Below are 14,339 nucleotides of genomic sequence, written 5' to 3'. Positions count from 1 at the left end.
ACAATGAGTTTGATTAACTGAAGCATTGGTTAGATCGATCTCTTTTGATCTATGAGCTAGCTGAGCTCACGTTACACTTAGAGCTTAACTTTCATTAGATCTTGTCCAAACACTTGGGTCCACCGCAGTCTTCTCCAAAAGAGTTGAAATACCCATCTAAATAAAATACAAGTTTTGTCAATTCAATAAAGAACTTCCATCTTGAAGTACAGACATCCAAGCAATTTAGAAACGGCCATGCACACAGCCATTCACATTGACTGCCGATAATTTTGGATGAATCAAAGGTTATCTATAGCAAGTGCTTGGTAACCTTATATAGCTGCTACCATTAGAGAAGGTACTTTTCTAATAGATAAGGTATTTTTTACGATCGCCCAACATTGCAATGTATCAAGATACAGACCATCCACATTCAAGGTAAAAAAATGAAGAGAGCCTTAGATTTTCTACAAGAGATAGAAGATCCAAGACGTGAAGCTCTTTTGAAGTTTCATGCAACCCACAAGTCGGAAATTGAACTGTCCTGGGGTTCAAAGTCAAAGCATCAAGCATGGACGGGAGGCTATCTAGATCATCTTGCTGAGATCTTTCGTATAGCGGAATCAATCTATCACAGTCTTTCCGAGCAACGTACTCTTCCTTTTTCCCTCAGCTCTGCAATTGTAGTCCTTTATTTCCATGATATTGAGAAAATTTGGAAGTACACGATAGGTCTGTCTGATTGTTTTGATAAACATCAATATTTATTTGAAACTTTGGCAGAAGAGTACCAAATAAAATTTTCCCCTGAGGAAGTCAACGCATTGAAACATATTCATGGCGAGTCAGAAGCGGACTACAATCCAGAAACACGCATCATGGGGCCATTGGCTGCGTTCTGCCATTGTGCAGATACGTTGTCAGCAAGATTGTGGTTCGATGAAGGAAAGGGATTGGGATAGAGTAAAGAACTGGGATAGAGTCAGGGATTTCAGGCTAAGTATTCTGAACTGAGTATTCTGAGCTGAGTATTCTGAACTGAGTATTCTGAACTAAGTTCCACGAGAATCTAATTGCGCCATAACGCATCCGCCACCCGCACTACATCATACATTTCCGCTACATCATGCACCCGCAAAATATCCCCCCCCTGCGCGATCGCCATGCAGCAAGTTGCCGCTGTACCCCACACTCGCTTCGCAGGGTCAGGCTGATCGAGAATCTTGCCAATAAAGCTTTTGCGGGAGGTACCAATTAAGATCGGACACCCGAGCGTTTTGAACCCTTGCATTCGTTGCAGCAATTCTATATTTTGCTCAGCAGTCTTTGCAAAACCAATGCCTGGATCAATACAAATCAAATCACGGGAAATCCCCGCCGCGATCGCCGCCGTAATCCGGCCTTGGAGAAACTCCATAATCTCTACAAGCAAATTCTCATAATCCGTCAGTTGCTGCATCGTTTGAGGCGTTCCCCGTAAATGCATCAGAATTAACGGTACTTGCAACACTGCTACCGTCGATAACATCTGATCATCAAACGTCGCTCCGGAAATATCATTGATGATATCTGCTCCCGCCGCGATCGCCGCTCTAGCCACCGCTGCTTTAGTGGTATCGATCGAGATTGGAATCCTGTCAAATTGGCGATCGGCCCGGAGCGCTTGCACGACAGGCAACACCCGATCGAGTTCTTCCGCCAAGCTCACGTCCGCAGCATTGGGACGAGTGGACTGTCCTCCGATGTCTAAAATATCCACCCCATGATCTCGCATCTGTCGGGCTTGCGTGATCGCGGCATTAACGGTTGTGAATTTTCCGCCATCACTAAAGCTATCCGGCGTTACATTCAACACCCCCATCAAATAGGTACGCTCACCCCAATGAAACGGGCGATCGCGTAGATGCCAAGCCTGCATAGAACTTGTCGCTTGCATAGAACTCATCAAAACGAAAGGTTGCTCCTACCCAATCACTCAACCTTCTCTAGTGTAAGAGCAACTCACGCTTCATTTGTCCGCAAGACGCCCTCGCAAGACACGATAGTGCAAAAAAACCTCCTGCTCCACAGGTTGCACGGTTAATAGCTCCAACCAAGGGGCTTGATTTGCGAGAAACCCATTCCCCGCCACCGGACTCGGCGCAGTCACCCCTCCCAGAATTAAGGGGCAAACCGTTAACCATAATTCATCCACTAAATCCGCCTCAAACAAACTCCCTACCAAATCCCCTCCCCCCAGCACCGCTAGCCGATCGAGGCCCTCCTGGGACAACTGTTGGAAAACCGCAGACCAATCCCACGATCGTCCATCCTGTGATCGCACCGGCGCTGCTGGATTCTGCCGCTCCGGTGCCACCAAAACTCGCTCAAACGCAGGTTGATGTTGCCACGCGATCGCCCCCTGGGGTGTAGTCAATAACCAGCGGGGAATCGGTTGCGAAAAAAATCGCCAACTCAGATCGAAGGTCGCCTGACGGGAACAGACCATTTGGATGGGCTGCTCGGCTTTGCCCTGCGATCGGCGCTGTTCCTGTAAGGTGGGATCGTGTACCGTCATCGTTGTCCCATAGGCCCGCAACGTCCCCGCCCCAAATAACACCGCATCCGCCGCCGCCACCTGTTGTTGCAAATGCCGTTGATCCTGCGGCGAACCAAATCGGGCCGCTGTGCGATCGCGATCAGCAATTTTGCCATCGGCAGTCATGGCCAGCACAACCGTGGTCTTCATTCCCGTTCAACGCTCCCCTGCTAGACTCGCAATGTCCACCCAAGCACCGTCCTGCTCCATCGATCGGGACAACGCTTGCAACACCCTAACTAAATCCGCGCCCAACCAGCCACTGGAAATGGTTGATGGTTGATTCTGCTGCACACAGGCTAGGAAATGATCGCACACCCGCGCCAAGGGTTCCTGCCCGATCGGGTCTAAAACTTCCCGCTGCTGAATTACAGGCACAAACCCCACACCTTGCGCCTGTAATTCACCCCGATCAATCACTAAAGAATCCACAGCCAACTCATCAAACACTAACGTCCCCTGACTCCCCACACAGGCCAGCCGCCGCTGTTTATCACAGTTCAACCATGCTAGGTGAATCGTTGCCTGAAAGCCACTGGGATACTGCACCGTGGCCCAAACCACATCGGCCAACCCCGTTGCAGCCCTGTGGGGATGGGTCACCTCGGGTTGCAGCCAACCCTGTCCTCGGGCGCTCACCTTCACAGGTTTTGCCCCTAACCAATAATTGAGAATCGCTAGATCGTGAATCGCCAGATCCCACAGAGCATCGACATCCTGACGCACCGGAGCCAAATGGGTGCGGGTGGCATACCCATAGCGCAAATCTCCGATCGCCTTGGCCTCCAACGCCGCCTGCCCCCGCAACACCGCTGGATGAAAAAGATAGGTGTGGTCAATCACCAATTGCCGCTGCACTTTTTCTGCCAATTCACACAGTTCTAAGGAGCTGGCCGCATCCAAGGTCAAGGGCTTCTCTGCCAAAACATGTAAACCCTGAAGCAATGCCTGCCGCACCATGGGGTAGTGGGTTTCCGCAGGCGTAGCAATAACCACTGCATCCAGATCCGGTAGCGCGATCGCCGCTTCCCAATCCGTCAGTTGCTGCACCGCAGCCTCTAAACCAAATTGCTGGGCCATCCGGTCTAAGTTGGCGGGAAATGGATCGACGATCGCCCGCACATGGGCTTGGGGGTGAGCTAAAAAATTGCGCAAAAGATGCTGGCCCCAGCGACCTAGGCCGAAAATTGCCACATTCATTGGCTGCATAGTTTAGGACTCAATGGAAGATCTCTCTTCATCATTCCCCAGGGGAGATTGAGGCTCACTGAGTTGGGGGGGACTGAGTAGTCAAGACTCGCTGAGTGGTTGAGGTAGGGGTTGAGGCTCACTGAGTTGGATAAAGGCAATTTGGGCAGCGGCCTGCTCAGCAGCTTTGATCGATCGACCACGCCCCACCCCTAAACATTGATCTTGCAGCCAAACCTCCGCTTCAAAGCGTTCTGGATCCCCATGAACTGGACTAATTTCCCGACTCCGGTATTGGGGCAAAAGCTTTTGCTTACTCTGGGTCAGCGTCTGTAGCGCTGCTTTATAGTTATTGCGCGCAGGATCGGCCAAAATTTTCTCGGCACTTGCTTGAAACAACGGATCCAACCAAGGGTGAATCAAGTCAAGATTTTGTGAACTGAGATAGAGGGCGGCCAACACGGCCTCAAAACTGTCGGCCAGTCGCGACTCTCGGCCATTACTGTCAGCAGCAGCACTGCCCCCAACTACCAAGTAACGATCGAAATCGTATTGATCCGCAATGGTGGCTAAATTACGATCGCTCACTAAAATCGATCGAATGGCTGTAAAGTCGCCAACCTTCAACTGGGGATAGGTTTTGAGCAAAAATGTAGCAGCAGCCAATTTAACCACCGCATCTCCCACAAATTCTAACTGCTCATAGTTTGCAGTCGGAGAAGCACTGGCATGGGTCAAGGCTAAATCCAGCAAATCCCACCGCAGCTCAGACAGCTCATCCAATCCTAAACGGTGAACTAAGCTGACGAGTTGCTTTTGACGACGGGGATAGGGCAGGCTCATGAATGGACGGTTGATATGGACGATCGGGCAAGGTACTGTTTCTACCATCGCACGAAATCCTATCAAAACCACGCCCTTCGACAGCACTAACCGCTTCGACAGACTGACACCCCTCAGCAACCAGATGCATCCTCTCAGGCAGACTGAAGCTTTTCATAAACCCGATGGATTTCCTGCAAGGTCAGATTGCGGCCCAATGGCATCTGATTCGCGTGACCTTGGGTGGTGATCGTCTCTAGGTTGAGGGTCGTAATTTGAAGTTGTTCCGACGGGAAAATCACCGTCGTAGTATCAAATCGGGTAGGATGCCCTTGCCGCCGCCGGACTGTTTCCACCGTACTGGGTAAGACCCCCACCAACAGGGACAAAACTTCTGTCGGTAAGCTCATCACCACTTGGCGTCCAAAAAAGCCTTCTAGTCCAGCAAATAATCGCTCAACGCGACTCGTGGGATCGGGGTGGTCAGCAATCTTATGCAACCAACGCTCCCACTGGATCCGCAATCCATAGGCTTTGCGACGAGATTCCCAATCCTGAACGGGGACTAAACTCGGGGCTCCGATCGCAATGACTGCCTGGTAGGGTTGCTCACTCGCGCAGGCAACGGCTGCTCCAGGGCCAGCAAATTCTGCATGGAATTCCTTGCACAAAATCAAGCCACTCCGCTTCTGCTCTCCAACGGTCAACAGGAACCCTGGATTGCTTTCTTGAGTCACTTGACTAGATTGGAAGGTTAACAACGGGGTACTCACAAATCTACCCTAAATTAAATGAAGTCGTTAACAGGTCTGACGTGAAGGTGAATGAAGAATCTGCTCAGTAGCCTAAATCTAGCGGTTCAAACCCAGTACTCTAGCTAAATCTAGCGGTCTAAATCTAGCAGCCCAAGCCTAGCCCGTATAAGAATTAGGGAGCAAGGCTCCAGCACCTTCATCCTAGGTTAGATTAGGCACCCGACGGTCAATGCAAACGGAGCTTTGCTGAATTTATACATTACCTCAGCATTTATAAAGAAACCCCAAACCTCACCCTGTACTTGAGCAAAGTTTGCTGCCCATGGGTGTAATAAGGAGCTGCACCAATTTCGCCCTAAACCTTGCTGCGTTTTCATGCAGAACAATCAACGCAACCAGTTGTTCTCCAACTGCTCTAGTCACTTTCCTAGACGCGATCCACTATCTGAATGCACCTCGCACAAAGCGGGGAACAACACAGACATTAAATAGTCTGGATTCCTAGAAGGCTGGACGATCGTAAACAGAAGAAAAGGTAGATTGAAGAGAATCTTCCTGCGCCTGACCAAAGACTTGAAAAAATCATAAACCCAGCGGTTGACAAAAAACAGTCCCCTTCAAGATTTATACAAATCTACATATAACCCTGGATATATAGCTCTGGATATACGACCCTGGATATATAGCTCTGGATATATAGCTCTGGGTATACAACGCGGAAAATACTAGGAAGTATCCCCCTAGATAGTTGCTCTAAGATCGTTGCTCTAAAAATTTTTACTTGAAAGTCCCGTCGGGTAATGCGTTACTTGAATGACTCAGATTTATATCTGCTCCCAAAGGGATGAGCATGGGTCGTCAATCGAAGGTCGTCAATCTGTCAGTCATCAAACCCAAATCACTAAAACTCAAGAAGAGAAGAGTCAGACATAAGCCGGGTTCTGTTCTACATCAGCAAGCTGACGCGGGCAGTTATCTATCTGGGACAGTTGTTACCAACGGCCTCAAGCGGCACTCCGTAGAGTTGCCCCTACGGCACGGAACCGGGAAAAGACCAACCTTGGTTCCATCGGCCTTGCTCCCCACCGGGGTTTACCGAGCCAGCACCTCACGATGCTGCTGGTGCGCTCTTACCGCACCTTTGCACCCTTACCTTTCGGATCCTAAAAATTTAAGATCCTAGGGGCGGTATGTTTCTGTGGCACTATCCTCACGATCGCTCGCACTGGGCGTTACCCAGCAGGTCTGGTCTTTCGGGAGCCCGGACTTTCCTCAGAGGGATTCCCCTCCGCAACTGCCTCGCTGGCTCTTCTCTATTACTAGTGTACAGGGGCTTGTGTTATGGAGACTTGTGCATGGGGACTTGCATCCCAGAGGTTGCTGTGTCCAGGGCAAATCATGGGTCTCGTGACTGGGCACTTTACCTGTGTGCTTGACTTGTATGCATTACTTGGGATTCCAGGGTAAGCCCGCTGTCCAATGCAATTTAGACATGGTGAACTTCATGGGCACACGGGTGCGATAGCCGGTCACAGGGGTGTCGTTATCCACAAACCGAAAGACGAGATCAAGGGAAAATTGGAGCGTCCGTTGCAGGGCAATAAATTCCAGGTAACGGGTGAGGGCTGCGCCGGGTTTTCCGGGCTTACTCAAGTCAATTAGGGTTTTGGCAATTTCCATCTCGCCGTTGTCCCCTTTGCGCTTCAGCATATCTTCAGCGACGATTTTTTCCTTCAGGGTGGTACCAGGGGCGATCGCACTAAAGGCTTGGTCTTGGAACAAATCGAGGGTGGTTCCCGGCGGGAGTCGTGTGACACGACGGGCTTTGCCATCTAGGTCAGTGATTGAGCTATAGTCCCAATCAACATAGATAGGATAGTCGTTAGATTTGTTTTTAATTGAAATGGCGAGATCCTTCAACTTATCAAATTCGTAGCGGCCATTGAAATTGAAGCTAATCTCCACCCAGTCCTTGAGCTTCATCTTTTCAAGCCATTCTTCTAGCTCACCCTTTTCTAGCTTGATTGTGAACTCATCATTAAATGAATTGATGATCTGGTAGAGCACATAGGTGACACACAGAAAGTAGATGGTGAGTAGTAGAAGATCTGTGCTGGTCATGTAGACACATCAAGGAATCAACATTCCCCTTATACCATTGGTTTTCTAGATTGAACTGGTATTTTGCTGAGGTTGGGTCAAACCGCACTAGGCCGCCTAAAAAGTCGCATAAAAATAGGGGATCCGATCGGATCCCCTGCTGAGCCAATGGACTCAATCCAGATGGATTAGGACATCACCCAATTGACGAGCAACCGTACACCGTAGCCTGTTGCACCCACGCCGTTGTAGCCGTTTTCCTTATCAGCCCAGACAGGCCCCGCTACATCCAAGTGCGCCCAGGGGGTGTCTTTGACAAATTGCTTCAGGAAAACAGCGGCACTGATGGCTCCCCCAGCCCGAGCTCCCGTGTTTTTCATATCTGCCAAGGGGGATTTCATGCTGTCAAAGTAGGATTCCTCCATGGGCATCCGCCATAGCTTTTCCCCTGCTGTTTCGGATGCTGCCAGCAGGCCATTGGCGAGATCGTCATTGGGACTCCACAGCCCCGCAATGTCGTTCCCCAGCGCGATAACACAGGCTCCGGTCAGGGTCGCGAGATCCACGATCGCCTCCACACCGAGTTTTTCGGTATAGACCAGGGCATCGGCTAGGGTGAGACGGCCTTCCGCATCCGTATTATTGATTTCGATCGTTTTCCCATTGGAAGCGGTCAGAATATCACCGGGGTGGATGGCTTTGCCGCTGACCATGTTTTCCGTAACAGCGCTGATAAAGTGCACTTCCACATCGGGTTTGAGTTCGCCGATCGCCTTGGCAGCGCCAAAAGTGGCTCCGGCTCCCCCCATATCGGTTTTCATCATTTCGATCGAGGCGGCTCCCACCTTCAGGTTCAAGCCACCGGAATCGAAGGTTAAACCTTTACCCACGATCGCGACTTTTTTGCGGGGCGTTCCGGTAGGTTTGTAGACTAGGTGAATAAATTTTGGGGGAATATCCGAGGCTTGGGCCACACCGAGGAAGGCTCCCATCCCTAATTTTTCGCAATCTTCTTGCTCCAGGATGGTCAATTCCATTCCATAGGTCTTGGCCAAATCCTGAGCCATTTCGGCCATGGTGATGGGGGTAACGTAGTTGGCAGGGGCGGCTACAAGTTCACGGGTCAGGAAGATGCCAGAACAGATTTTTTGGGCTGTTTCGATCGCGGCTTCTTGTCCTACTAAGCCGATGAGTGCGATCGTATCGATTTTTCCATTCTCATCTTTTTCAGACTTAAAGCGTAGATCTTTATATAGAGCCAGTTCTACACCTTCCGTGATGGCTTGGGCCAAATTGCTGGCCTCCAGGTTCCCCGTCGGCAAGGAAATCCCAAGGGTTTTGCATTTTTCGCGGCGAGCGGTTTTGGCGATCGTGGCGGCAGCGCGGCGGATATGGTCGAGTTTGAGCTGATCAGCCTTGCCTAGGCCCACCAGAATCAGCTTTTTGAATCGACCGCCTGCTACACGAGTCGTGACAGTACTGCCCAGTTTGCCTTTGAACTCTGCGTCGGCAATGACTTCTTTAATCAGACCGGAGAGGGCTCCATCTAAATTGGCGATATCTCCGCTGAGTTCGAGTTGATTGTCAAAGAGGCCGATCGCGAGTCCGTCACCGGAAAAGTCGGTTAACTCGATCGCTGAACCTTGTACCTTCATGCGCATTCCCTTCTTATATGGGTTCTAATCATGTTTTTCCATTGTAGAGGGCTGGGGAGAGGTAGGGGCTACAGGGCGATCGGGGCTTATCAACAGTTCCTAGTGAACGATTTGGCTACTGAATCAGCCGCAGGCAGAGTAGGACGACTCCGACAACGGTGAGAAAGCCAAAAAACCAGAAGGTATGACGGGTGATGCTCTCAGGCAGGAAGGTGTCGAAGGCGTAGCCTTTCTGGGCTCCATAGTGCACAGCAAGGGCAGTTAAGGGGCATTTCATGCCGTTGCCAAAGAAAACCAAAGTTTCGATCGTGAGCAGCGCGAGTGCCATCCAGAGCCAGACTCCGGTGTAGCCTGTGATGCCAGCGTACAGCAGAACCCCGATCGCAGTTACCATGATGAGGTAAATCACGGTGTGAATGGCTCTTACGAGGGCTAAAGCTTTCGTATGCCTCATACAATTGCACCTCCATTGCACTGCCCAGGATTCCAGGATAGGGGCGAATTCTTAAAACGTTAATTCTTAAACCGCTACTTCTTAAAACATCGACTCTGGTTAAAACATCGGCTCTTACAATGCTGGATCGCTAAATAAACGATGCATCACTCAATTGATCACTTGTACGATCGCGCAACATTTTTTGATTGATCCCGTGTAAATCGATCCTTCTTCAATTGTATGGGGCTGAAATTGCGATTGCTGACTGCGATTGCTGACCGTTACTAACTAGCGATCGCCAACGGTTTTGGATTGGCTTGTGGGATTGCGCAACGACTGAAGCCTGCCAAAAACCTTGGGTGACGCCACGATCGATTTCTGTGGCGGCAAGGGGCATTCTAAAACGGAATATCCAAATTAATAGTCCTACTAGCAGGGTCGAGGGGTCGGCATGAGCGATTTATTCAAGGGCTTTGAGCAATTGCTAGAACTGGCAAAGGCACTCGAAGACAAAATCGACAGCGGCGAAATTAAAACCGATGTGCAAATTTCCTCCCGCCGTCTCAGTAGTATTCCCCGACGCACTGCATCCAATGCGGGGATTGGCGTCAGTCGCTTGCAAACTGATGCACCGACTCCAAGTTCCGACCCAGACGTGGTGATCATCACGCATCCTCCCAGCAATCCCGCTGCGCCCCCTGCCGATTCGACCCCAACAAGTTCGCCCCAACCCGCCCCCTCGCTCCAGGATGTCGGTGGACTGGGTGAAACCCTGCGGGAACTGCGGGAATTGGTTGAACTCCCGCTCAAACGGCCAGAATTGCTGGCAAAACTGGGTCTGGAGCCACCCAAGGGGGTGTTGCTGGTGGGGCCACCGGGCACAGGTAAAACCTTGACCGCTCGCCTGCTGGCGGAGGCATTGGGGGTGAATTACATTGCGATCGCAGGGCCGGAGGTGATGGGCAAGTTCTACGGCGAGGCGGAAACGCGCCTACGAACGGTCTTTGAAAAAGCAGCGAAAGCGGCTCCCTGTATTGTGTTCATTGATGAAATTGATAGCCTTGCCCCCGATCGCAGCAAGGTGGAAGGGGAGGTGGAAAAACGGGTCGTGGCGCAGCTACTCACTCTGATGGATGGGTTTGCCAAAACGACGGGGGTGATTGTCCTCGCGGCGACCAATCGCCCCGATCATCTCGATCCGGCCCTACGGCGTCCCGGTCGCTTCGATCGGGAAATTCAGTACCGAGTGCCCGATCGAGCCGGACGCTTGGAAATTTTGGCCATTCAAACCCGATCGATGCCCTTAGCTGAATCGGTGGATTTGGACGCGATCGCCGATCTCTGCGTCGGAATGGTGGGGGCTGATTTAAAAGCCGTCTGCCAAAAAGCTGCCTATCTTGCCCTGCGTCGCCAAGTGCCCTCCCTACAAGCCGCCGTACCCGATACGTTGACCCTAGAGCAAACAGACTTTCTGGAAGCGTTAAAAGAGATTAAGCCCTCGGTTCTGCGATCGGTGGAAGTGGAATCGCCCAACGTCTCCTGGGAGCAAATTGGCGGTCTGGAGGAAATCAAGAAAACCCTTCAGGAATCGGTGGAAGGGGCTTTGCTTTACCCAGAGCTCTATCAACAAACGGGGGCCAAGGCTCCGCGCGGGCTGCTGCTGTGGGGGCCACCGGGTACGGGTAAAACGTTGCTAGCCAAAGCAGTCGCGTCCCAAGCACGGGCAAATTTTATTGCGGTCAATGGCCCAGAATTGCTCAGCCGTTGGGTGGGAGCTGCCGAGCAGGAAGTGCGCGATTTGTTTACCAAAGCACGGCAAGCATCCCCCTGTGTCGTATTTATTGACGAAATCGATACCCTGGCTCCGGCCCGTGGCAAATTTAACGGGGATTCTGGTGTCAGCGATCGGGTGGTGGGGCAGTTGTTAACCGAGCTAGATGGCTTACAAGATGCGGGAACGGTGTTACTCATCGGTGCAACCAACCGGCCCGATGCCTTGGATGCAGCTTTACTGCGGGCTGGACGATTGGATCTGCAAATCAAGGTTGATTTACCAGATCAAGCAAGTCGCTTGGCCATTCTTCAAGTCCACAACGCCGATCGACCCTTAGAAGCGGTCGATTTAGTCAATCTTGCGGTGCAAACTGAAGGCTGGAATGGGGCTGATTTAGCGCTACTCAGTAATCAAGCCGCTCTGCAATCCATCCGTCGCTATCGTGCTCAAGGTCAGACCGACCCCAGTGCCCTTCGGATTACGCCAGAGGACTTTGAGACAGCCTATCAGGTGCTAGCCAACCAAAAAACGGTGGAATCGTAAGTAACTCATCAATTGCAACGATCAAATTGTTCGATCGTATTTTCGATCAAAGTACGACCTTTTTTCATCAATGCATTAGGCTCAATCCCATGTTTACCCATACCCAAAATGACCCCGTTCGTCAGCAAGCATTAACGGCCTTAACGGCTGCCTTTATTGCCCAAGGGCATCCGGCGGATTACGCCAAGCAAATGGCGATCGCAACGGTTTTTCAAGCGGATTTGGAATTACGCAATGCCCAACTCGCCCGACTTTTGGCTTGGCTCCAAGAGGCTCATCCGGAAATCGCGATCGCGGCCAATACCTTAGTTGAACAAACTCGTGAAGAATTTGAACGGCGAGTTCAACAAGGTTAGTAATTCGGTGAAAATTTCCCCGCTTTCTTCACAATTAATTGCCTCAGGTTTTTGTCAACTCAACAAGAAAAATCTCTAGCACGAGATTAGTAGATGTACGGATCTTTCAATTAAGAGCATATCTAGAAGAAGAATGAACTTCCGTAGATATAGCAGCTAGATTCCTAGACAGTTTGTCTACCTTAAGAACAGCTAAAGATTGGGTGGATACCCAGCCACTCAGAAAAACTCCAACCAACCGACCAACACTGAATTTTCGAGGATCTAAACAATGGCTGTTGAAAAAGTGAACTCTTCTTCTAGCTTGGCTGAAGTGGTCGATCGCATCCTGGACAAAGGGATTGTGGTTGATGCATGGGTACGGGTTTCTCTTGTAGGGATTGAGCTACTCTCCATCGAAGCTCGTGTCGTCATTGCCTCCGTAGAAACCTACCTGAAGTATGCCGAAGCGGTGGGCCTGACTTCCCAAGCTGCAGTACCCGCTGCATAACGTTTGATAACTGTGCAGGGATGTCCAGTTTGGATGTCCCTGCAAAGGATTCCCTTCAACGCATTTAGTCATGGCTCTCAAAGATATTTGGCAACAGGAACGGCAACGGCGTCAGCAAGGGCTCAGGGCACGGCAACAACGGGTGGCTACAACCCGTGACACTAACCGCCAATCCCACGCGAAAATGGCGTCTAAAATTCAACAGGAATTAGCAGATATTCGATCAAACCTGGCTCAAGATGACCAATTGCGTCGCCTTGAGTTTCAGTGTTTTCAGGCGGGGTTACAGGCAGATCAACAACAGCGTCAAGACGATGTGCAAGAGATGCTAGCAACCCTGTGCGATCGTCGCCAAGCCGAGGCTCAACAATCCGCGATCGATCGCAGCTTATTTGTCACCCAACTGCAAGCCCAAACCGCAGATTTCCTCAACCAAGCGGCCGTTGCCCGACAGCAGATGGCAGCCGAACTGCAAACCAACCTCCAGAACTGTCGTGCAGCCTTGCAATCGAGTAACCAGGAATTACGCCAAACTCTCCGGGCGGATCTGGACTTGCTCAAAGCAGAAGTGGAAGCCACCTTACAGGACTATGCTTTGAATCGGCAAGCGATGGGACAGGCGTTGCGGCAGGATTTGTTGGCCTCCGTCGATCGCTTGCAATCGGACGTTGCCCAACTGCTATCGGACTACGCTGAGCAACGACAAGTAAGGTCGATCGACCTCGCTGCCCAGCTACAAACTGCCCGCGAAGACCGTCAAGCGGAAATGGCTGAACTGTTTCAAGATTTGGCCGACTTCCGCCAATCCCTCGCGCGATCGGTGCAGGACTTGAAACGATCGGTTTGGGGAGATGGGACAAGCCAACCGGAAACCCTGCGACAGGAAGAGGCTGTAGCGGCGATGATTGAGATCGATCCCACCCCGGCGATCGTGCTTCAGTCCGCGAAAACGCCATCCATGCAAGCGCAGCCTGTTAAAACGCAGTCTATTAAAACGCAGCCTGTTAAAACACAGCCTGTTAAAACACAAGCCCCGAGCCAAACCCGTCCGGCAGTCGCTAGCAAGCCCAGTAAAGTCCCGACTAGTCAAGCACCTGCCAGCGGCAAGCAGCGATCGCCCCAAAAGTCGGAAAAGTCTGCCACTTCCACCCCAGCGACTCCCGTTCCGGCTATGCCCCTAGCCCAAGGGCCTCAGGAAGCGCTGCCGATCGAGCAAGTGCTGACGGATTTATTGATGATGGCGCGATCGGATACGCCGGTCAATGCGGAAAGTGTCAAGGAACTTCTGCAATCCGTGGATCAAACCCTGACAGCAAAAGTGGTACAGACTGCATCTTCTGAGGCAGCAGTACTCGAACCGTCGTCGGCCCAGACTGCGGAACCCCAATCCCGATCGACCGCCAAAACCCAGGCATCGCCAGCAACTTCGATGGAAATGCAGATGTTGCATCTGATCCAACAGAGTGAAGGTGTTCGTTTATCGGATCTGGAGTCCACTCTAGAGATGAGCCGTGCCGATGCGGTCAGTACGCTGACTCGGTTGATTCGGGAAGGCCATGTGATCCAGCGCGATCGCCTTTATATGGCTCGTTAGGGATCGGGCTCGCTAGTTGATCCGCCATCGGTGATTAGCGGCCCATCACTCAATCACCCATCGCTC

General features: G+C 51.3%; 13 protein-coding genes and 1 other RNA gene. 5 read left to right on the top strand and 9 right to left on the bottom strand.

The genetic code is table 11. The features are described from left to right. The first annotated feature begins 428 nt into the window (after positions 1 to 428). Positions 429 to 944 carry a hypothetical protein gene (locus H6G21_RS21485; protein WP_190575790.1) on the top strand — a complete coding sequence of 172 codons (516 nt, stop codon included), beginning with the start codon at positions 429 to 431 and terminating at the stop codon, positions 942 to 944. A gap of 107 nt (positions 945 to 1,051) precedes the next feature. On the opposite strand, the gene folP is transcribed toward H6G21_RS21485, so the two are convergent. The 9 genes from folP to H6G21_RS21440 form a co-directional block, all read right to left on the bottom strand. Continuing rightward, complete coding sequence (folP, locus tag H6G21_RS21480) at positions 1,052 to 1,918, bottom strand: dihydropteroate synthase (protein ID WP_190575802.1); 867 nt, start codon at positions 1,916 to 1,918, stop codon at positions 1,052 to 1,054. A 72-nt stretch (positions 1,919 to 1,990) separates the two neighbouring features. After that, the gene (locus H6G21_RS21475) at positions 1,991 to 2,710 is read right to left on the bottom strand and encodes a RibD family protein (RefSeq protein ID WP_190575788.1); all 720 of its coding nucleotides are present in this window, start codon (positions 2,708 to 2,710) and stop codon (positions 1,991 to 1,993) included. Positions 2,711 to 2,716: 6 nt separating this feature from the next. Next, positions 2,717 to 3,769, bottom strand: coding sequence for a Gfo/Idh/MocA family oxidoreductase (locus H6G21_RS21470; RefSeq protein WP_190575786.1), 1,053 nt, complete (start codon positions 3,767 to 3,769; stop codon positions 2,717 to 2,719). An 81-nt stretch (positions 3,770 to 3,850) separates the two neighbouring features. Beyond that, positions 3,851 to 4,591, bottom strand: coding sequence for a ribonuclease III (rnc, locus tag H6G21_RS21465; RefSeq protein WP_190575800.1), 741 nt, complete (start codon positions 4,589 to 4,591; stop codon positions 3,851 to 3,853). A 134-nt stretch (positions 4,592 to 4,725) separates the two neighbouring features. After that, positions 4,726 to 5,343 carry a hypothetical protein gene (locus H6G21_RS21460; RefSeq protein ID WP_190575784.1) on the bottom strand — a complete coding sequence of 206 codons (618 nt, stop codon included), beginning with the start codon at positions 5,341 to 5,343 and terminating at the stop codon, positions 4,726 to 4,728. Positions 5,344 to 6,240: 897 nt separating this feature from the next. Then, an RNA gene (gene rnpB, locus H6G21_RS21455) (RNase P RNA component class A) lies at positions 6,241 to 6,635 on the bottom strand. Between the two features lie 136 nt (positions 6,636 to 6,771). Then, positions 6,772 to 7,446: a hypothetical protein gene (locus H6G21_RS21450; protein WP_190575783.1), complete on the bottom strand. Its 675-nt coding sequence runs from the start codon at positions 7,444 to 7,446 to the stop codon at positions 6,772 to 6,774. Positions 7,447 to 7,613: 167 nt separating this feature from the next. Beyond that, positions 7,614 to 9,080, bottom strand: a complete 1,467-nt coding sequence (locus H6G21_RS21445) for a leucyl aminopeptidase (protein WP_190575781.1) — start codon at positions 9,078 to 9,080, stop codon at positions 7,614 to 7,616. 115 nt (positions 9,081 to 9,195) lie between these two features. Further along, a complete protein-coding gene (locus H6G21_RS21440) occupies positions 9,196 to 9,534 on the bottom strand; it encodes a hypothetical protein (RefSeq protein WP_190575779.1) in 339 nt (112 codons plus the stop codon). A 433-nt stretch (positions 9,535 to 9,967) separates the two neighbouring features. Between H6G21_RS21440 and H6G21_RS21435 the strand changes: the two genes are divergently transcribed. The 4 genes from H6G21_RS21435 to H6G21_RS21420 all read left to right on the top strand — a co-directional run bounded on the left by H6G21_RS21435 (position 9,968) and on the right by H6G21_RS21420 (position 14,273). After that, entirely contained in the window at positions 9,968 to 11,833 is a 1,866-nt protein-coding gene (locus tag H6G21_RS21435) for an AAA family ATPase (protein ID WP_190575777.1), read from the top strand. Between the two features lie 89 nt (positions 11,834 to 11,922). Beyond that, positions 11,923 to 12,189, top strand: coding sequence for a hypothetical protein (locus H6G21_RS21430; protein ID WP_190575775.1), 267 nt, complete (start codon positions 11,923 to 11,925; stop codon positions 12,187 to 12,189). 271 nt (positions 12,190 to 12,460) lie between these two features. Beyond that, positions 12,461 to 12,679, top strand: a complete 219-nt coding sequence (gene gvpA, locus H6G21_RS21425) for a gas vesicle structural protein GvpA (RefSeq protein WP_190575773.1) — start codon at positions 12,461 to 12,463, stop codon at positions 12,677 to 12,679. Between the two features lie 70 nt (positions 12,680 to 12,749). Continuing rightward, complete coding sequence (locus H6G21_RS21420) at positions 12,750 to 14,273, top strand: hypothetical protein (protein WP_190575771.1); 1,524 nt, start codon at positions 12,750 to 12,752, stop codon at positions 14,271 to 14,273. Positions 14,274 to 14,339: the final 66 nt, after the last annotated feature.

Origin of the sequence: Alkalinema sp. FACHB-956, from assembly GCF_014697025.1 — a bacterium.
Taxonomy (GTDB): domain Bacteria; phylum Cyanobacteriota; class Cyanobacteriia; order Leptolyngbyales; family Leptolyngbyaceae; genus Alkalinema.
Note: the sequence above shows the minus strand (reverse complement) of the source record. Positions and strands in the feature narration are given on the sequence as shown.